At 37.7% G+C, this 19547-nt stretch carries 18 protein-coding genes; 9 read left to right on the top strand and 9 right to left on the bottom strand.

Annotated features, from left to right (window positions below):
• Positions 1 to 270 precede the first annotated feature (270 nt).
• From ACG9ZL_RS17765 to tauA, 6 genes are all read right to left on the bottom strand, one after another.
• Entirely contained in the window at positions 271 to 2394 is a 2124-nt protein-coding gene (locus tag ACG9ZL_RS17765; RefSeq protein ID WP_419360982.1) for an AAA family ATPase, read from the bottom strand.
• A 539-nt stretch (positions 2395 to 2933) separates the two neighbouring features.
• Positions 2934 to 4835, bottom strand: coding sequence for a 5'-nucleotidase C-terminal domain-containing protein (locus ACG9ZL_RS17760; RefSeq protein ID WP_336954586.1), 1902 nt, complete (start codon positions 4833 to 4835; stop codon positions 2934 to 2936).
• A 299-nt stretch (positions 4836 to 5134) separates the two neighbouring features.
• Positions 5135 to 5998 carry a taurine dioxygenase gene (tauD, locus tag ACG9ZL_RS17755; RefSeq protein ID WP_004719027.1) on the bottom strand — a complete coding sequence of 288 codons (864 nt, stop codon included), beginning with the start codon at positions 5996 to 5998 and terminating at the stop codon, positions 5135 to 5137.
• A gap of 83 nt (positions 5999 to 6081) precedes the next feature.
• On the bottom strand, positions 6082 to 6924 hold the full coding sequence (tauC, locus tag ACG9ZL_RS17750; RefSeq protein WP_419360980.1) for a taurine ABC transporter permease TauC: 843 nt from the start codon (positions 6922 to 6924) through the stop codon (positions 6082 to 6084).
• Positions 6924 to 7748 (bottom strand): taurine ABC transporter ATP-binding subunit, encoded by an 825-nt coding sequence (gene tauB / locus ACG9ZL_RS17745; RefSeq protein WP_419360979.1) that lies wholly within the window; start codon positions 7746 to 7748, stop codon positions 6924 to 6926. Before tauB ends, tauC begins: the two co-directional genes overlap by 1 nt.
• A gap of 18 nt (positions 7749 to 7766) precedes the next feature.
• Positions 7767 to 8756 (bottom strand): taurine ABC transporter substrate-binding protein, encoded by a 990-nt coding sequence (gene tauA / locus ACG9ZL_RS17740; RefSeq protein ID WP_336954593.1) that lies wholly within the window; start codon positions 8754 to 8756, stop codon positions 7767 to 7769.
• Between the two features lie 362 nt (positions 8757 to 9118).
• Here tauA and ACG9ZL_RS17735 point away from each other — a divergent pair, with 362 nt between their 5' ends.
• Positions 9119 to 10126 carry a putative solute-binding protein gene (locus ACG9ZL_RS17735; RefSeq protein WP_336954594.1) on the top strand — a complete coding sequence of 336 codons (1008 nt, stop codon included), beginning with the start codon at positions 9119 to 9121 and terminating at the stop codon, positions 10124 to 10126.
• A 75-nt stretch (positions 10127 to 10201) separates the two neighbouring features.
• Here the strand turns inward: ACG9ZL_RS17735 and ACG9ZL_RS17730 are convergent, their stop codons facing one another.
• Positions 10202 to 10471 (bottom strand): hypothetical protein, encoded by a 270-nt coding sequence (locus tag ACG9ZL_RS17730; RefSeq protein ID WP_244014501.1) that lies wholly within the window; start codon positions 10469 to 10471, stop codon positions 10202 to 10204.
• 823 nt (positions 10472 to 11294) lie between these two features.
• Between ACG9ZL_RS17730 and grpE the strand changes: the two genes are divergently transcribed.
• From grpE to ACG9ZL_RS17700, 6 genes are all read left to right on the top strand, one after another.
• Positions 11295 to 11834: a nucleotide exchange factor GrpE gene (grpE, locus tag ACG9ZL_RS17725; RefSeq protein WP_004719014.1), complete on the top strand. Its 540-nt coding sequence runs from the start codon at positions 11295 to 11297 to the stop codon at positions 11832 to 11834.
• A 166-nt stretch (positions 11835 to 12000) separates the two neighbouring features.
• Positions 12001 to 13944: a molecular chaperone DnaK gene (gene dnaK / locus ACG9ZL_RS17720; protein WP_336954595.1), complete on the top strand. Its 1944-nt coding sequence runs from the start codon at positions 12001 to 12003 to the stop codon at positions 13942 to 13944.
• Between the two features lie 89 nt (positions 13945 to 14033).
• Positions 14034 to 14396, top strand: coding sequence for a MerR family transcriptional regulator (locus tag ACG9ZL_RS17715; RefSeq protein WP_419360977.1), 363 nt, complete (start codon positions 14034 to 14036; stop codon positions 14394 to 14396).
• Between the two features lie 49 nt (positions 14397 to 14445).
• A complete protein-coding gene (locus ACG9ZL_RS17710) occupies positions 14446 to 14742 on the top strand; it encodes a putative quinol monooxygenase (RefSeq protein ID WP_419360975.1) in 297 nt (98 codons plus the stop codon).
• A gap of 108 nt (positions 14743 to 14850) precedes the next feature.
• The gene (locus ACG9ZL_RS17705; RefSeq protein WP_419360974.1) at positions 14851 to 15267 is read left to right on the top strand and encodes a hypothetical protein; all 417 of its coding nucleotides are present in this window, start codon (positions 14851 to 14853) and stop codon (positions 15265 to 15267) included.
• A gap of 2 nt (positions 15268 to 15269) precedes the next feature.
• Positions 15270 to 15785, top strand: a complete 516-nt coding sequence (locus ACG9ZL_RS17700; protein ID WP_336954599.1) for a hypothetical protein — start codon at positions 15270 to 15272, stop codon at positions 15783 to 15785.
• Positions 15786 to 15794: 9 nt separating this feature from the next.
• Here ACG9ZL_RS17700 and ACG9ZL_RS17695 read toward each other — a convergent pair whose 3' ends face one another.
• Entirely contained in the window at positions 15795 to 16394 is a 600-nt protein-coding gene (locus ACG9ZL_RS17695; protein ID WP_419360972.1) for a hypothetical protein, read from the bottom strand.
• Positions 16395 to 16546: 152 nt separating this feature from the next.
• Here ACG9ZL_RS17695 and ACG9ZL_RS17690 point away from each other — a divergent pair, with 152 nt between their 5' ends.
• Together ACG9ZL_RS17690 and ACG9ZL_RS17685 are read left to right on the top strand one after the other, a co-directional pair.
• Positions 16547 to 17467 carry a matrixin family metalloprotease gene (locus ACG9ZL_RS17690; protein WP_336954601.1) on the top strand — a complete coding sequence of 307 codons (921 nt, stop codon included), beginning with the start codon at positions 16547 to 16549 and terminating at the stop codon, positions 17465 to 17467.
• Positions 17468 to 17578: 111 nt separating this feature from the next.
• Positions 17579 to 17962, top strand: coding sequence for a hypothetical protein (locus ACG9ZL_RS17685; protein WP_154130490.1), 384 nt, complete (start codon positions 17579 to 17581; stop codon positions 17960 to 17962).
• Positions 17963 to 18013: 51 nt separating this feature from the next.
• Here the strand turns inward: ACG9ZL_RS17685 and ACG9ZL_RS17680 are convergent, their stop codons facing one another.
• Entirely contained in the window at positions 18014 to 19303 is a 1290-nt protein-coding gene (locus ACG9ZL_RS17680) for a lytic murein transglycosylase (protein WP_336954602.1), read from the bottom strand.
• Positions 19304 to 19547 lie beyond the last annotated feature (244 nt).

Raw genomic sequence — 19547 nt, 5'->3', positions numbered from 1 at the left:
TGATTTATCAGAAGTTTTATTTAACATCACCGCCGATGGATGTGCATTCTACAGCATTCCATTCCCAACACAACCCCTTTTTTTAAACTTTTTTATCGGATGTGCGTTTTTTCCTCAAAATCAGCATTTTTTTATGCTTTTTATCTATTTTTTAAGCATTTTTCATTAGTTTTTTCATATTAAAGTTATTTTTATGCTTTGTTTTCCACTCTCGAATCACAAAATCTGAGCTTTATTCACCTAAATCAGGATTCAAAAAGAAAAACCGCATCAATTTGATGCGGTAAATCCTATACTTTGTGCACTTTTATATTTTGCAGTCATTTCATCTGTTAAATGCTGCAGAATAGAATCCACATTTTCAAAAGGATGAAAACAGGACTGTCGTACAATCACAGAGAAGTCTCCGACACTTAAACGATCTAAAGATTGCAGTTTTACTTTTATATCGGCTTCATGAACAACAAGTTTGAGCTGTATACAGATATTTTCCAGTAAAGCCAAACGCTGTGCATAATTTAAAAAATCAAAATGCATTTTAAAATCGAAACGGCGTAATGCAGCTTGATCAAGTTCATCAAAACGATTGGTTGTCGCCACTACGACGCCATTAAAGCTTTCGAGTTGAACCAAAAACTCATTTACTTGCGAAACTTCCCAAGAGCGGGTTGCTTGACGGCGGTCTTGTAATAAGCCATCTACTTCGTCCAACAACAAAATTGCCTGTAAGTCTTCGGCTTCTTGAAACGCTTTAGCAAGGTTTTGTTCTGTTTCACCCACCCAAGCAGAAATTAAGTCTGAACCACGCTTAATCAGTAAAGGTCTATTGATAGTTTCAGATAACCATCGTGCAAATGCAGTTTTACCTGTTCCAGATGCTCCGTATAAACATAAACGGCCAAAACCATGTTGCAGGATACCAGATGCGATCTCCGCAAGATTCTGCTTACAATTGATATAGTTCAGATCATAGAACTTGGGCAAAGCATTACTATCTTGCAATTTAATGCTTTGATGACCCTGTGCTTTTAAGGTATTGGACACCAATTTGGTCATGCTTTCCTGAACCACTAAATGCTCATTGTGCATTTGAGCCGCTTTGGCAACACGATAACTACGGCGTAAAATTGCTGGAGATAATTGCTCAACATTGGCCAAGGCTTCCTGATACAAAGGATTAAGTTCTTGACCACAATGTTGTTCGATAAAGCTTCTGCGTTGCTTTTTAGGTGGCACTTTAATTTCAAGCACCATATCAAAACGGCGTATAAACGCAGGATCGAGCTGATCAGAATTAGACACCCAAATCGTTGGTGTACGATTTTGCTCTAAAATACGATTGACCCAAGCCTTACGACTTTGTGCAGTGCTTTTCATCCCCACGCCATTTTCGGTGTCATTAAATACATCCTCAACTTCATCAAACAGCAATAAAGCAGATTGACTGTCGAAAATGCACTGCGCTGCACGATACGCACATAAACGGCCTGTGGCTGAAATTGCATCACCATCTTCATCTTCACAGGAGATTTCAAAAAGTTGCACCGCCATTTCATCTGCAAGGGTCTTACACAGTTGTGTCTTTCCTGTGCCTGAAGTGCCATAAAGGAAGATATTTACCCCCTGTTGCTTACTCATTTTGACTTGCTTTAAGTAAGCTAGGAGTAAAGTCAATTCAGTGTGTAAATGAGGATAATCCTCTAAGGTTAATTCAGCAGGCTGACTTTTATTAATGGTTCCAACAAACAGATCCATCACATCATTGGTTTTCACCAATAACTTATCAGCCAATTGGTTTGACACCAGATTCAATTTCCCACGTAAATAATTACGATAGTGTTGTTGAACACTGATTAAGCCACTGCGATGTAAACGCCCTTGTACAGACAAAGCCTGCCGAATTGCTTCATAAGGTAAATCTAAAACCACAGCCAAAGCACGTATGGTTTTAGACGCAGTCAATTCACCGATGGTATCCGCAATATCATCTAGAAGTTGTTCACTGTTTAACATCACGATAAAGCCTAAAATCGTGCTTTCAACAGCATTTAAATCCAGTAATTGCTGTATTAACTTTAGGTTATATTGCAATTCAGCATTGAACTGAAAATTATCTAATAAATTTTGCTGTTGGCTATTTTTATGCAAATGGTTAAGTTCCTGATAAGCAGCTTGCTCATCGAACTTATCTGCAAGTAATGCTTCAGAAAAACCTAACTTTTTTGCAATCCATTGATGACTAAAGCAATGATCAGAAATAAATTCTTTTGCACCACCTAACTCGACCAAAAATCGAAAAGCCCAAAGTTTTACAATCGGAGAAATTTCAGCAAAATCCGCTACGTCAACCTGATGCATATTTTGTGCAAAAGGTTGATTAATATATTCGTTCATATATTCACTTTTTTCTTTTCATGACTAAGGCTAAACTTTTTTCAATTTGCATTTTCTGCAAGCAAAGTCATCCCTCAGAACATGTATATTCTTTAAAATAAGGTTTATTTTCGTTTAATTTAAACGATTAAAAATGTATAGGGTCTATTTAAAGCCCAAAATGAGAAATACGTTAAACAACATGATTTTTCTCCCGAATATTGAATTTAACAGCTGATTCAAATCACATTTTAAGCACCCTGCTTAAAATGATGGGTTCAATCAAGATATTATGGTTATCCTGCAACCAGTGAGTGGTTGTAAACAATCTTGTCAAAAGGCAACGTTACAAGATCAAATTGAGGCAAGTAAAAAGAAAATTGAGGTTGTCTTTGTGATTATTTAAGCCATCGTGGCTAAATTTTGGCTCATTTTAAAGTTAAGGATAGATTTTTGCAATTATTTATTACGCATTCATCACGAACATAGGATTTTGTCAGTTTCCACTAACGCCCCAACAAAAAACCCGCCGAAGCGGGATTTTGATTGTCTGTTTCAGTTTATTTTGCTTTATCGATAAATAGCTGGGTACTGTATTCAGCCGTTGCTAATTTATTAATTTTCTTTTGACCTGTCTGACCAGCCAAACCTTGGGCATATTTAAGGAAAGCCTCCGCATAGTCTAAGCCAACATTCACACGGCGCTCACCAGTAATGGTTTTCAAGGTGGTATAGTAGTCACCACCATTCGCAAGAAAATCAATCGTGATCGCTTTGTAAATCTTATTGAGATCAAGATTTTCATATTGCCCAGATGCATTACGTACTTGTATTTGGTTAAGACGCTGGCCTTTGTCTTTAGTAAAGTCAACATTCCAACGCATACCACCAGTATATGGGTAGCTACCCGTATTATTCTGGGCAATCACACCATCTATTGCATCCTCTAAGGTGGCTTTAACTTCAGCACCCGTCAAATCTAAACGCAACAATGTATTCTTGAACGGTAAGACATTATAAATTTTACCAACTGTCACATCCCCTAAAGCAACATCTTCACGGACACCACCACCATTTTGGAATGAGATATCAGCGCCAAAGAAGGTCTTTCCTTGTTGTAAAAACGCTTCAGCAATAATTTGTTGAATATCTCCACCATGTTGATCGACGTGGGTATTCTTATTACAGATATCGCCGAGTGTTGAACGATTTACATCACGTTGTGTACCAGGGACTCGACGTGAACAGAGATTATCTGTGGCTTGACCTACGATTTCTTGAGCAAATTTTTTCTTTTGTTCCTGATACGGTTTTAAAACATCCAAGGTGTTTTGTAGTGGCATTACAACAGTAAATGGGGCCTGATCTGTTTTAAATTGCGTCAGAATTGCTTGTTTTTCAGTTTCGGTGACTGCTTTTGCGTCTTTGGCGGTACGGGTAAAGTTATTCCCAATGAGTACATGTGGTGTTCCACTACAGCTTTCGACATTCCCGTTTTTGTCAAACTTCACATTTAAATCGCCCACGATATAACTGTACTGCCAAGCTTGCGCGACGCAGACCAATTGACCATCTTTGTTTCTCAGCTGTGTTGGATAAGCACCTTCAGGTGTCATGCCATATTTTTTAAGACTGTCAGGGCCCAATAACGTATGTGAATCACCCCCAATAATCACATCAACATCGGTAAGTGATTTTGCCAGCTGTTGGTCTAAGTCATATCCCACATGGGTTTGAAGAATAATATTTTTAATACCTTGTGCTTTATATTGATTTATTTCTTTTTGTGCTGTTTCAATTTCATCTGCAAACAATGTATCAGCATTCGGTTGAGAAGAGTTTTTGGTTTTCTTGGCAACCGTTAAACCAATGATTGCAAATTTCACTCCCTCCTTTTCAAACACTTGTGACTTCAAAATGCGATTGGTTTTATACAACGGTGAAGATGCACCAAAACTGACATTGGCCGTTAAAATTTGGGTTTTGTCTTTACAAGAACTTTGATCCAAGAAACCAATAAATTTCTTTAATCCATCATCTTTAGAATCAAACTCATGGTTACCCGGCGTAAATGTATCAAAACAAACGGTGTTCATTGCATCTGCGTCTGCTTTACCATCTGTTAAGTTATAGTACAAATCGCCAGTGATCGCATCACCAGCATGTATTTTTAAAGCATTTTTCTTTTCTACTGCAAGTTGGTTAATTAAGCTGGCAACACGTGCAAATCCACCGCTTGCAACACTAAACTCTTCATCCCCTGTCCCCACATTGCTTTTAAATTTAATGCTTTCTTCATCTAAATGTGAATGATGGTCATTAATATGCAAGATATTCAGTTCTAAAGCTTTTGCCTCTATTGGTTTTTCAGTATTTGAATGATCATTATCATCATTACAAGCAACCAACAGCGTAGACAGTACACTTAGCAAAATGATTTGCTTTTTATTATTAATCAACATGATATTTCCAACAAGCAATAAATATTTATGGCCTAGTATGTTGATCATTTGTTTAATTTTGATGAATAATTAAACATTATTGCTCAGCAACAAGGTTTCATCAGAGCTTAAATATTCAAATTGTTTTCTGAACACCGACAAACACAGCATATCTATACTTTTAACAACAGCTCACTTTATGATTTTTTTCTTTAATGTATTTTTTAAACGTTGAAGTTTCAAAAAGTTATATTCAAATTCAGTTGTTTCAAAAATAAAAAACCAATCAAATTTGATTGGATTTTATAACAAGTTAAACCTTAATCTGCTTGATAAAAAGGTTTATCACCCATCAAAGTGGCTCGATTCATAACACGGTGCTGAGGACGGTAATCATCAACAGCATAATGGAAGGTACAACGATTATCCCAAAATGCCACATCATTGGCCTGCCACGACCAACGCACTACAAACTCTGGTTTCTGAATATGTTCAAACAACATTTTCAAAACAGCATCGCTTTCTTTGGCTTCGAGTTCATTGATTCGTGTGGTAAAACCTTCACTCACAAACAAAGCTTTGCGACCTGTGACAGGATGAGTACGAATCACAGGATGGCTAATCGGAGGATGTTTTTTCTTAGCCTGTTCTAGCTTTTCTAATTCGGCAGGATCACCACCAAAACGATCTACTGGAAATGAACGTGCAATATCATGTGTTGCAGTTAAACCAGACAACATCGCTTGCATCGGTTTGGATAATGCTTCAAACGCCGCTGTTCCACTTGACCAAAGTGTATCTCCACCCCATGCAGGGACTTTTTTTGCACTTAAAATTGCGCCCATTGCTGGTGCTTCAAGAAAAGTCACATCGGTATGCCACAATGCATTATCCCGTAAATCATTTAATTCCGTATCTAAAACCATGATTTCTGGTTGTTCTGGAATATTAGGGTAAATTGGGTGGATATGTAACTGACCAAATTGACGCGCCAAAGCTGCATGTTGCTGTGCAGTCATCGGCTGATTTCTGAAAAAGATCACCTGATGTTTCAATAAAGCTGCTTCAATCAAAGCCTTTTGTTCAGGTGTTAAAGGCTGATTGAAATTCACACCTTCAATCAGCGCACCAATCGTTGGATTTAATGGGGTAACTTTAAAAATATTTGAAACAACAGCGTTCATTTCTTCCTCGATCTTCTCACGATATATTAAAATGTTAAAACTAAATATGGCGATATGCTATCGAACAGTGTAGCGAAAATAACTTACTGAGATTGCTTATCCCAAGGGACTAATTTCCTTTGTAAACGACGTAAACCAATTTCCAAAATAAAGGCAATCACAGCAATAATTAAAATCCCCACAATCACCACATCTGTAGCCAAAAGCTGTGAAGAAGATTGCACCATAAAGCCTAAACCTTCAGAAGCTCCAACCAACTCTGCTGCCACCAAAGTCGACCATCCCACCCCAAGACCAATACGGATACCGGTTAAAATACTCGGTAAAGAACTTGGTAAAACCACATGTTTAATAATTTGCATTGGGCTTGCACCCAAAGACTGTGCAGCACGAATTTTAGCTTGATCGACTGAACGTACACCGGTTGCTGTTGCAATAACAATCGGTGCAAAAATTGCCAGATAAATCAGTAGCACCTTGGATAATTCACCAATACCACACCAAATTACAATCAAGGGTAAATACGCCAGCGGCGGAATCGGACGATAAAACTCAATGATGGGATCTAAAATACCCCGTACAACTTTATTACGACCAATCGCAATCCCAACTGGAATCGCAGTGATGACCGCAGCAATTAATGCCGTGCCAATACGACCCAAACTTGCACTAATATGACTCCACAAGCTAATACTCATATAGCCATTGCTGAACAAATCATTGAAACGCTGCAAAACGGCGGTTGGTGATGGTAAGAATAAAGCATCAATCCAGCCTAAAGTGGTGACCAGCCACCAAATTGCAATCAAAGTAATGATCGTGATACTACTAATCAAGGTAATATTGACTTCACGTGGAACCTTCACCACCACAGTCTGAGATTCAACTGTACGAGGGATCAATTTAGGGTCTAATTGTGCTGTCATTACTCCACCTTTTCCACTTGAGTTTGGTCACTCTGAGCAACATGGTATTGATCCTGATTATTTTGAATAAACACACAACTCAACACATGCTCTCGCATTTCAATAAACTTAGGATCTGATTTAATACTTCGTGCTGGCTCACCATGGGCATAGCGTTTAGCAAAATCCAACTCTAGCTTTTCCACAATTCGCCCAGGATTCGGTGCAAGAATAATTAGATCTGTTGCTAGAAAAACAGCTTCTTCGATGTCATGGGTAATTAAGAATGTGGGTTTGGACGTGCTCTTCCAAATATCTAATAATAAGCACTGCATTTGTTCACGAATAAAGGCATCCAAAGCACCAAAAGGCTCATCCATCAATAATATTTTAGGGTCAGAAGCCAAAGCACGTGCTAAACCAACCCGTTGACGTTGCCCGCCTGAAAGTTCCCAGATATGGCGTTGACCAAAGCCTTCTAAATTCACCAATTTGAGTAATGCTTGTGCACGGTTTTGACGTGTTTTTTTATCAAATCCTGCAAGCTCTAAACCAAAAGCAATATTGTCTTCTACATTTTGCCAAGGCAATAAAACATCATCTTGGAACACCACACCACGGTCTCGGCTGGGTGCAATGATTACTTCGCCATCCAGTTTTAATGTGCCTGCTTGTGGCTGAGTAAATCCAGCAATCAGATTTAATAAGGTTGTTTTACCACTGCCTGAAGCACCTAATGCAACCATCAGTTGCTCAGAGCCCAGTTGAAATGAAACATCTTTCAGTACCGGTTGTTCAGCACCCGGATACTGTGCTTGTACGTGTTCTACAGTCAATACAGCCATGATGAATACTTCCGATCTCTATTTCGATGTTTGAATAAAACGTGTGTTAATAAACTGTTGATAATTTGGAGAAACTTTTCTCACCAGACCCTGTGCTTTTAAAAAGTTCACTGAATTGACAATATTCTGTGTGGTCCGCCCACCAAGGTATTGAGTGCTTAATTGCGCCTGACGTTCTGGATAGGCGGCACCAGCAAGAAGCGCTGGCACATCTTGAGCATCTACACCAGTAATTTTGGCAATTTTTTGCACTTCAGCCGAGTTGGCAGTCCAACGACTTTTATTCTGGTTATAGGATTGATAATAGTTCAGTGTCACTGTTGAAAACTTTGCTAAGACTTCAGGATGCTTCTGTGCAAAATCTTTACGTGCCACCCAAACTTCAAATGTAGGAGATCCCCATTGCCCAACCTGCCCTGCATCTGTGATGACCTTACCGGTTTTCTTAATATTGGCAAGTGCAGGTGACCAGACAAAAGCTGCATCTATATCGCCTCTGCGCCATGCTGCATTAATTTCAGCTGGTTTTAGGTTCAACAACCGTATTTGATTGGTTTTAATATTCCAATGCTGCAAAGCCCCCAATAAACTGTAATGGGAAGTCGAAGCAAATGGGGTGGCCACCTTTTTCCCAATTAAGTCCTGAGGACTATTAATTCCTGAGCCATTTCTTACTACTAAGGCTTCCGCACTTTTCAGATCGGTAGAAATTAAAAACACCTCTATGGGCAAATTATTGGCAACAGCTGCCCCCAAAGGACTTGAACCAATCAGTGCGATATCTACAGAACCTGAAGCCAATGCAGTTAAAACTTCTGCGCCACTATTAAATAAGCGCCAATCCAGTTTTTCCCCAATTACTTTGTCATACACACCATCAGCCTGTGCAACTTTGGCAGGTTCTATGTTGGTTTGATAACCAATGACGATAGGGCGAGCATTTGCCAAACCACTATAGCTATATAAACTTATGGCTGAGCAAAGCAAAATCAGTTGCTGAAATTTCATGATCAATGTGTGGACTAGAATAAATAAAAAGAGATGGGAATCAGCCTCATGGTACGGTTTTTTTGTATATTATTAAAAATACGTTTTTTAGATTTACTTATATGTTTTATTGATTAACAAAACTTGAAATCTATTTTATTTTTCTAGATCGATCAAAATTAACAAGATTTTAATTAGGCCACTAAACCCACACCAACAAACAAAACAATATCACAATAATATTTTATTAGGATAAATAAATCACATTAAGCAAGCCATTCAATGGTTTACTCATCGGAAATAGAGTAAAAACTCTATTTTTATTCAAATAATATTACTATATTTAGTATAAATAAAACGCGTTTTAAGTATAAGGATATAACATGAAAAAGGAATTTCTTGCCCTTACTACAATCGTATTATTAGGAATATCAAGCACCTCTCAAGCAAAACAAGAAATCTGTGTTTTTGATTTATTAGGGAAAGCTGGCGAATCCTATAAAATGATGGAAGAGTGGGCACTCGCTGCAAAAACATGGAATACCGATGTCCAGCTGATTGCTTACCAAAATGAAGAGCTTGCTGATAAAGATTTTAAAAATGGTAAATGTGATGCTGCCTATATCACCACAATGCGTGCACGCCAATACAATAAATTCGCAGGGTCTATTGACGCGCTGGGGGGGGTTCCAACCAATGCCATTGCACTCAAGGCGATTACCTTTGTTTTGGATAAGCGTAATGTAAAACGCTTAAAAACCAAGATAGACAATGAAGAAATAGAAATTGGTGGAATCGGTCAAATTGGCCCTGCATATATCTTTGTGAACGATCGAACCATTAATACTATTGAAAAAGGTAAAGGTAAGAAATTTGCGGTATTGGCGTATGACAAAGCACAGATTGCAATGGTTGAACGTGTCGGAGCAATTCCTGTTCCTTCGGATATTTCCAATTTTATTAAGAAGTTTAATACAGGTGAAGTACCAATGGTGGGTGCGCCAGCTTACGCCTTTAAACCTTTAGAAATGGAAAAAGGGCTTGGCTCTAAAGGTGCATTGATCAATTTTCCAGTGCTAAATGTCACTGCAGATTTGGTGTTTAGATCTCAAAAATTCCCTGCTACTTTTGGCAATGATTCTAGAACGTGGTTTATCAAGCAACTTCCTCGTCAATTCAGTATGGTCAAACGTTTAGAAGAAGGCATTCCAGCTAAATATCGTTTGAATTTAAGTAAAGCAGATACTGAAAAATATCAAAAGCTTTTACGAGATGGACGTATGGATTTAACCCGACAAGGTATTTACGATCCGACCATGATGTCAGTGCTTAAACGGGCGCGATGTACTGTAGATCGAACCAACTTTGAATGTTCTTTGGCGGGTGAGTAACCTCTCATCAAAAGTTGTTGATAAAAATCAGGCAATGGAGGCATCCATAAATTGCCTGATTTTTTATTTTAAAATTTACTGAGCTGAAGGTTGTTCAACTAAACTTGGGTCATTGGTTGCTTGAGCAGGTTGTGATTGCTGAATCGTTGCATCTCCCTCAACAGCAGTACCTTGTTGAGTCGGATCTACAGTCGCAGTTTGTGCCGATTGCTGTTGATCTGCAGAACCCATTGGTGCTGATTGGGTTGTTTCAGGTGCTTGTGTTGTTTCACTTGATGTACACGCCGTACTCATAACCGCAACACCAGCCAATAGCATAAAAATAAGACCTGATTTTTTCATCATAAATTCCTTTATCACTCTATCAAAAAACGGCAACACAGGACTGCGTTGTCGTGCTGACTATGATTGCTATTTTTTCTGCAAACTTCGTTGAAGCTTGGTTAGACTTTTAAGGTGTTGCCGTATAAGTTATGCAAAGTTTATTAAATCAATGATTTATATTGACCGATTTTATTTTTCATTATACTTGTTTCATTTCACTAGATTTTTTGATGGGATTAAATGCGGTTAGGCAAAAGTCTACCTGATAAAAGATATACTTTTACCATAAAAGTTTCGGATTACTTACATTGTTAATGGCTTTTTACAAGACAAAAAAAAGCTTATCCAAGAAGATTGGATAAGCGATGAAAACATTGTTCAAACTAAAAAAAGAAACTACAGCCATAGAATCTATGGAGCATGATAATTAAATTATTGCTTTTTCGCAAAACCTTATTTTCAATAAGTTTAATCGGTTTTACATGTAAATTAAGCATTTTAATCTGTTCATTCAATTTTAATTTTTGAATTTACTCATCATTTTTGAGCAATAGCTGCATCTATCATCAATAAAGTTAAATTTTTAATCTAAAAAAATAATCACTGATTTGATGATTATTCCAACAAAAATATCTTTAAAGTTTGAGATTTCTCCCTTAGATCAGCTTTTTTCACTGAATTTCATTAAATAATCTCTAAAACTGCTTGAATTTTAGCGGCTCGCCCACATTTCTTATTCATTAATGAATTAAACGATCATGGCAGTTCAAAAATGAACACAGTGCAAAACTGCTGCCGATAAGGACTGTACATGTTTAAGAACCCATTTAAACGGAGTAAATCAATGGCAACTGAGCAGAATCAAGAAGCCCAAGATATTCAAAACGAGCAAGCCGAACAGCAAACTCAGGCTGAAAATGAACAGGTTGAAGTTACCGTTGAAGCTTTACAGGCTCAAATTAGTCATCTTGAAGAGAGCTTAAAACTCGAAAAAGCACGTACTGCAAACGCGGTTTATGAAGCACAGAAAAGTGTAGAACGTATTCAACGTGATGCTGAAAAGCATAAAGACATCGTGTTAGAAAAGTTTGCGAAAGAATTATTAAACTCTGTCGACAACCTTGAGCGTGCCATCCTCGCAGGTGGCGATGAAGAAACACCTGTACTAGAAGGCGTAAAACTGACCTTGAAATCACTTCTCACCACTTTAGAAAAATTCGGTGTTGTTGAAGCAGACACAACCAATGGTTTCAACGCGGACTTACATCAAGCTGTCGGGATCGACCCAAATGCACAAGCCAACCAAATTGGCACAGTTTTGCAAAAAGGCTACACCTTAAATGGTCGACTACTTCGCCCTGCAATGGTGATGGTTGGTCAATAAAGGTAATAAATAGGAGCTTTTTAAAAATATTTTCATGAATTTTCACAAATCATGACTTGAAAATTTTTGAATGGCTCTCATATCGGATAACAAGAAAATCCCTTTTAACTCCCCTTTGTAAAAAGAGGACACAAGGGATTCAAAAGAATTTAGAGGAATTTGATTTATGGCTAAAATTATTGGTATTGACTTAGGTACAACGAATTCATGTGTTGCTGTACTTGAAGGCGATAAAGTTAAAGTAATTGAAAATGCTGAAGGTGCACGAACAACACCTTCTATCGTGGCATATAAAGATGGCGAAATTCTTGTGGGTCAATCTGCTAAACGTCAAGCAGTGACTAACCCTAAGAATACATTATTCGCAATCAAGCGTTTAATTGGTCGTAAGTATCAAGACCAAGCAGTACAAAAAGATATCGGTATTGCACCATTCAAAATCATCAAAGCTGATAATGGTGATGCTTGGGTTGAAGTAAACGACAAAAAACTTGCACCGCAACAGATCTCTGCAGAAATTTTGAAAAAAATGAAAAAAACTGCGGAAGATTATTTAGGTGAAACAGTAACAGAAGCTGTTATTACTGTTCCTGCTTACTTCAATGATGCACAACGTCAAGCAACAAAAGATGCTGGTCGTATTGCTGGTCTAGAAGTTAAACGTATCATTAACGAACCAACTGCTGCTGCACTTGCGTTCGGTATGGACAAAAAAGAAGGCGACCGTAAAGTTGCAGTATATGACTTAGGTGGTGGTACATTTGACGTATCAATCATTGAAATCGCTGACTTAGATGGCGACCAACAAATCGAAGTATTGTCAACCAATGGTGATACATTCCTTGGTGGTGAAGACTTTGATAATGCATTGATCGACTATTTAGTTGAAGAGTTCAAGAAAGAGCAAAACTTCAACTTGAAACAAGATCCACTTGCATTACAACGTTTAAAAGAAGCAGCTGAAAAAGCTAAAATTGAGCTTTCTTCATCTAATTCGACTGAAATTAACTTACCATACATCACTGCGGATGCAACTGGTCCTAAACACTTAGTGATGAATGTAACACGTGCCAAACTAGAAGGTTTAGTTGCTGATTTAGTTGCGCGTACAATTGAGCCTTGCCGTATCGCACTTAAAGATGCAGGTCTTTCGACTTCTGACATCTCTGACGTGATTTTGGTTGGTGGTCAATCACGTATGCCAATGGTTCAACAGAAAGTACAAGAGTTTTTCGGTAAAGAACCTCGTAAAGATGTGAACCCAGATGAAGCTGTTGCAATTGGTGCTGCAATTCAAGGTGCGGTATTGTCTGGTGACAAAACTGACGTACTTTTACTTGACGTAACACCATTAACACTTGGTATCGAAACCATGGGTGGCGTATTAACTGCAATTATTGAGAAAAACACTACGATTCCTGCGAAGAAATCTCAAGTATTCTCTACAGCAGCAGATAACCAACCAGCGGTAGATATTTCAGTTTACCAAGGTGAACGTAAAATGGCTCAACAAAACAAATTGTTGGGTAACTTCCAATTAGGCGACATTCCACCTGCACCACGTGGTGTGCCACAAATTGAAGTATCGTTCGACATCAATGCTGATGGTATCTTAAAAGTATCAGCAAAAGACAAGAGTACTGGTAAAGAACAATCGATCCAGATCAAAGCAAACTCTGGTTTGTCTGATGCTGAAATCGAAGCAATGATCAAAGATGCTGAAGCAAATGCTGAAGAAGATCGTAAGTTTGAAGAACTTGCAAAAGCACGTAACGAAGCTGATGCTTTAGTTGCTTCTGCAAACAAAGCTGTGAAAGATCTTGGCGAACAAGTTACTGCTGATGAAAAAACGGCAATTGAAGCAGCAGTTTCTGAGTTAGAAGTGACTGCAAAAGAAAATGATGTTGATGCGATTAAAGCAAAAACTGAAGCTTTACAAAACATCATTATGCCAATCACTCAACGTGCTTATGAAGCAGCTCAAGGTCAAGGCGGCGCTGAAGGCTTCGATCCTAACCAATTCGGTGGTGATGCAGGCCAACAACAGCAAAAAGCTGATGATGGCGTTGTAGATGCTGAATTCACTGAAGTTAAAGATGACAAAAAATAATTTGTCACTTTAATCTTAGAAAACCGCTCAAGAGATTGAGCGGTTTTTTTATATGATCTATTTTTATCCGTAAAGCTATGGAGTCACTTTTGTTTATCTCTGATATCTCTAAAAAAACTGGACTCTCTATCCATACCCTTCGTTATTATGAACAAATAGGCTTACTGAAAAATATCCATCGTAATCAATCTGGGCGACGTGTACATACCAAACTTGATCTAGAATGGCTTGAATGGGTAAAACGCTTAAAATCAACAGGCATGCCTTTAGAAAAAATGCAAGATTTTGCCCAATTTCGACTACAAGGAGAGCAAACCTTAAAACAAAGACAAGCGCTTCTTATTGCGCATTCTGCTCAATTAAAACAAGAAATTAAAAGACTCAAGCAAGAACAAAGTATAGTCGACTATAAAATTGAAATATATGCACAAAAAATGCTTGAGCTAGAGTGAACTCGAGCAGTTAATATTTTTGACTCACGATTTGAGTTAGGAGTAGACAATGTTAAGTTCAGGTTTTTACATCACCGCAGAATTAAAAATTAAAGATAAAAACAGAATATTAGAAACCCGTGAAGCCTTACAAGCATTATGTGAGCTCACTCTTCAACAAGAACCTGAATGCACCTTATTTCAACTGCATCAATGTCAAGAAGAACCAACCCGTTTACTACTTTGGGAGCGCTTCGACTCGGAACAGTCTTACAACGCCCATTTTAAACAGCACTATACACAACACTATCTTTCCAAAGATTTAACCGAAGTGGTGCAACATTTCGTCAGTGATATTGTGCTATAAAAAAGCTCGAAAAATCACTCTAGTCATCGAGTGGTTTTTCTTATTGATCAATTGCCAATCTTCACTAAATCTTTTATCTTAATTATCACAATAATAATGAGTCAAACGATGAAAAACTCTCCTGCTGTATCCAATACTGTGTATTACAGCTTGATCATAGCGCAATTTATATTGCCTATCATTGCAGCAGTCATCGATATATACAGTACTGAACCCGAGTTAGAACTTCTGGATAAAACGCTTTACCAAGACCCGCAAGCTTGGGAATTGGGGGTTATGTCAGTTGCAGGCTTAATCATCCTCATCATCACATTTGGTTTATGTTTAAAAAAAGAATGGGCAAGAAAGGCTTATCTCTATACATTTTTCCCAATATTTCTGATTTATTTTATGCCCTTTATGCATTGGATTTATATGACCAGTTATGCAGCGATTTTTAACGATCTGGCCTTTGTTTGTTCTGGAATTTTATTGATGATTTTAGTGACTCCATCACTCTATCAACCTATTTTTATACACGATTAATCATGTATAAAACGCTTGCTATCAGCATTGGCTTATATCTCTTTTTAGAGATTCTATGTCATGGTTTTGCATTTTTTGCAGGGAAAATAGTGAGTAAAGCGGATAAACAAAAGCTTAATCATCCTTTGCACCTTGAATTTACACGGCAAACTTTTTATCGCACCATGTTACTGGTCAGCATTGTATTGATGAGCCATTTTTATACTGAAATTGCCTATTTTGAACAGAATGCTTGGATTCGTTTGACATTAAGTATCAGCATTATTTTACTCATTCTATTTATACTCTGGTGGCTAAATGCTTTTATTCTGCACCAAGTGGTTTTAAAGCAACAACAACAATCCGTCTCTCCAGTATTTAAACAGAAAATCAGCTATATCATGCTGCATCCTTTACAATTCAAAGCCTTATATATCAGCCCTGGCTATTTAAAAAGATCTGTTTGGATGAATCGATTACTCAGCGTTTTTGCTTTTATTCTCTTATTTATTGATATCCAAGTCCTGTTTAACGCTTAAATAAACAGATTATGTGAATGAACCTTCCATCGCGATGCCCAAACTCAGTGCGATGATGGTAAATAATCCTTTCATCAACAAAAGTAATCCTGCAAATATGCAAATGATCATGATGATTCTTTGCTTTTTGCTCAGGCTTTCACGTATCTGTAAATTGTATAGACTGTCAGCTTGTTTTTGCATGGATAAATGATCGGTGATGGTCTGAGAAATCTTATCTTCGATTGGGTTTAATGACGAACCATCGAGTACCTCTAAACAATAGTGTCCAACATCCAACTCACAATAAAACATCAGCATTGAAGCACGAGAAAACCCATTTTTACTTGCTCTTGCAGTACTTGGTGATAGCTTCACAATCTGCTGAAGATCTGTATTGGTGATTTGTGGATGAATCAATAGCATAGGTGCAAGTTTAAATAATGGACCCTCTTGCCAAATTGCATAGCCGCCCTTTTTGCTGATTTTAAAATTTTTAATTTTTTGATTTAAGACTAAGTCCAGCACTAAACGTGATCGAAACATAAGAAATAGGCTGTAGAAAGCCCTTATCAAACAAGCGATACCAAGGATTAGAGAAATCCAGCCTAAAATCAGAGTTCCATTCATATTGTTGTTTTCCACCTAAAGCAGCTTGTTAAAAACATCATTAATTGAAATCAATATTTATAATGATCACGCAAGCTTTACTTGCTTAAGCATTTGCGATTGTTATATTTTCAGATAAATTATCCACAACAACAATTATTTTTAAATCAATCATGCGTTTTTGGATTCTACTCTGTGTAATTGCCTTTACTGCTTATTTTGCGATACAACGCATGATGTATCCGCAATTAAATCATAATTCTGCCATTGATCGTATCACGCATCCTTTAGATACCCGTTTACGTTATCGTATTGGCGAAGTAGATCCGCGTTTTCATGTCAGTAAACAGCAAGTACAAAATTTGGCACAACAAGCCACAGATATTTGGCATTTAGGAACCATGAAAAGTCTCTTTGTTTATGATGATCAGGCCAAACTGACGATTAACTTAATTTATGACGAACGCCAAGCGGAATCTAGTGCCAGAAACCAAGAGTTGCGTATTTTGCAGAATACCCAACAATATACCCAAGGCCAAAAGCAAAAAATTCAGCAACTTCATGCTGAGTTGGATCGTACCAATGATAAATTGGACCTCCAAAAAACCAATTATCAACGTAAAGTTGACCAGTATAATCAGCTGGTCAATACTCTTAATCAATCCCATCAAAATTTAGATGCCTCAGCAAGATTTCAGCTAGATCAGCAGAAAAATCAACTGATCATCGAGCAGAACCAACTCAAACAACAGTTAGATATTTATAATCAAAAAGTCTATGAATTAAATCACCAAGTTGAACAACTCAACACAGTCAATCAACAATACAATCAATCTGTGGATCACTTTAATAGTCGTTTCCAACCGCGCCAATTTGATAAAGGCGTATTCGATGGTAAAACCATTAATATCTATGAATTTGCATCAGACGAAGATTTACGTGTCACGATTGCACATGAGCTGGGGCATGCTTTGGGCTTAGCGCACAATAATGATCCTAAAGCACTCATGTACCCAATGATGAAAGAACAAGATTTGAAAAATTTTAGATTAACCACAGCGGATTTAGCCATGCTAAACTCAAGACAACGATAAGCAAAATTTAGCGATGATTATCAATTTTAAATCCATAATTTATTTATGTATTTAAATCAGTTTTATGCAAAATCATGTTATTGTGAACCCCTGAAGCAATAAATTGAGGAGATGACTGTGAGCTATTATCATATTATTTTAGAAGTAAATGATCATATCAGCACGATTGAGCAAACTCGTGATATTGAAATTTTTGATATTACTGAACTTCAACCTTATCTCCATTCCATTCTGCTGCCTTATTTCAACGAACAAATCATTGAACTAGAAGACGACAATGTCGAGTTTAAAGATGTTCTACACCTTGAAATTAAACAGACCTTATTGCCAATTCAACATTTAATTGAAGAAGAACAAAAACAGTTACCTAGCGATACCGATGTAACCATTACAGCCTATGAAATCTTTAATGATCGTGATCATACGCAGGATGTTACTGCCGTCATTTTAGATGTCCTAGAAGCGGTCAAAATTGACCCTTTCGCAATTGAATAATCCACATAAAAAAGGTCTGCTTATGCAGACCTTTTAAGTGAGATCAAACGTTTATTTCATCATATTCTTTGCAGCTTCATTTCTAAAAGCTTTTAAAATCTGTTGCCCTGCTCGACCTGTTGGACTCAATCCTAACTTCACTTGCTCTTGCTGAATAGCCTGACGCGTTTTATCGCCAATCAAGCCATCTGCATCGCCAATCGCATAGCCTTTTTTCAATAAGTAATTTTGAATTTCTCGGCGTTCTGTACGCGATGTTCCTGCATCGTCAGTTGGCCATGCGGTTTGAAAACCGCCCTTGCCTTGTAACCGATCAGACAAATGCGCAATTGCCAATGCATAACTTTCCGCTGCATTGTACGAATAAATTGCATCAAAGTTTTTAAACACTAAGAATGCTGGACCATTTGCACCCGCAGGCATCATTAAACCGGCCTGAGCGCCTTCCGATAAATTGCCTTGAATGATTGGAGTACCATCAACACGAGTAAAACCACGATTTACCCAAGTGCTCAACGATTTTTTATTACGACGACTTTCGCCACTTACAGAAGCGCCAGCTGGAATTTTTACTTCAAAGCCCCACGGCATTCCGGTTTGCCAGCCACGTTTTTTCAAAAAGTTTGCTGTTGATGCCAAAGCATCCGAAGTACTTGAAACCAAGTCGCGTCGACCATCACCATCAAAATCCACGGCCAATTCTTCATACGTTGAAGGCATAAATTGAGTATGACCAAATGCCCCTGCCCATGAACCTTTTAACTGTTCTTCGCGTAAATCACCTCGTTGTAAAATACGCATTGTGGCAAAGAATTCACCTCGGAAATAACCTTGTCGACGCCCTTCACAACTTAAAGTTCCCAAAGCTTGTAATAAAGGATATTTTCCTGAAATGTCACCAAAATTACTTTCCACGCCCCAAACAGCAACAACCGTTTCTGCTGGAACGCCGTACGCTGCTGAGACACGGTTTAAAACTTCACGATGCTGAGCCAGCATTTGACGGCCTTTTTCTACCCGCTCTTCATCGACCAAACCTGAAAGATAATCCCAAATCGGTGTTGAGAACTCAGGTTGATAATCCAGTTTGCTAATGACCGAATAATCAGGTGTTAGATTTTGCGTATAACGATCAAAGGTTGTCCCACTAACACCTGAACTGATTGCTTGCGAACGTAAATTTGCAATACAGCTTTGAAAATTAGAATTGGGTGTATAGCTTGTATTCGGTGTTGTTGTAATTGGTGAGCTAGATACAGCCTGACCGTTAATGATTAATTCAGCATTGGCATGCGATGCTGCCAACAAAACAGATCCACAAATCAAAGTTAAATGACGCATAATATCCACAAAAAGTTTTAAATTTAAATTATGTGAATACCATAGCAGTCTGTGAATAAAATGACAGATGTAAAAACGTAAATTTTGAATTCATTTTTTGATTTTAAATTCATAATACACAGTTCACTGTTTTGAATTTAAATATAGTTACCCACACCCCAGCAAACTGATCATTTTTTAAATTCAAAACTTTCGCACAATTTTTGAATTCAAAAAACATCATTATTTTAGCAACCTTAGATTT

It is taken from the genome of Acinetobacter legionensis (assembly GCF_048551735.1).
Classification (GTDB): Bacteria; Pseudomonadota; Gammaproteobacteria; order Pseudomonadales; family Moraxellaceae; genus Acinetobacter.
Note: the sequence above shows the minus strand (reverse complement) of the source record. Positions and strands in the feature narration are given on the sequence as shown.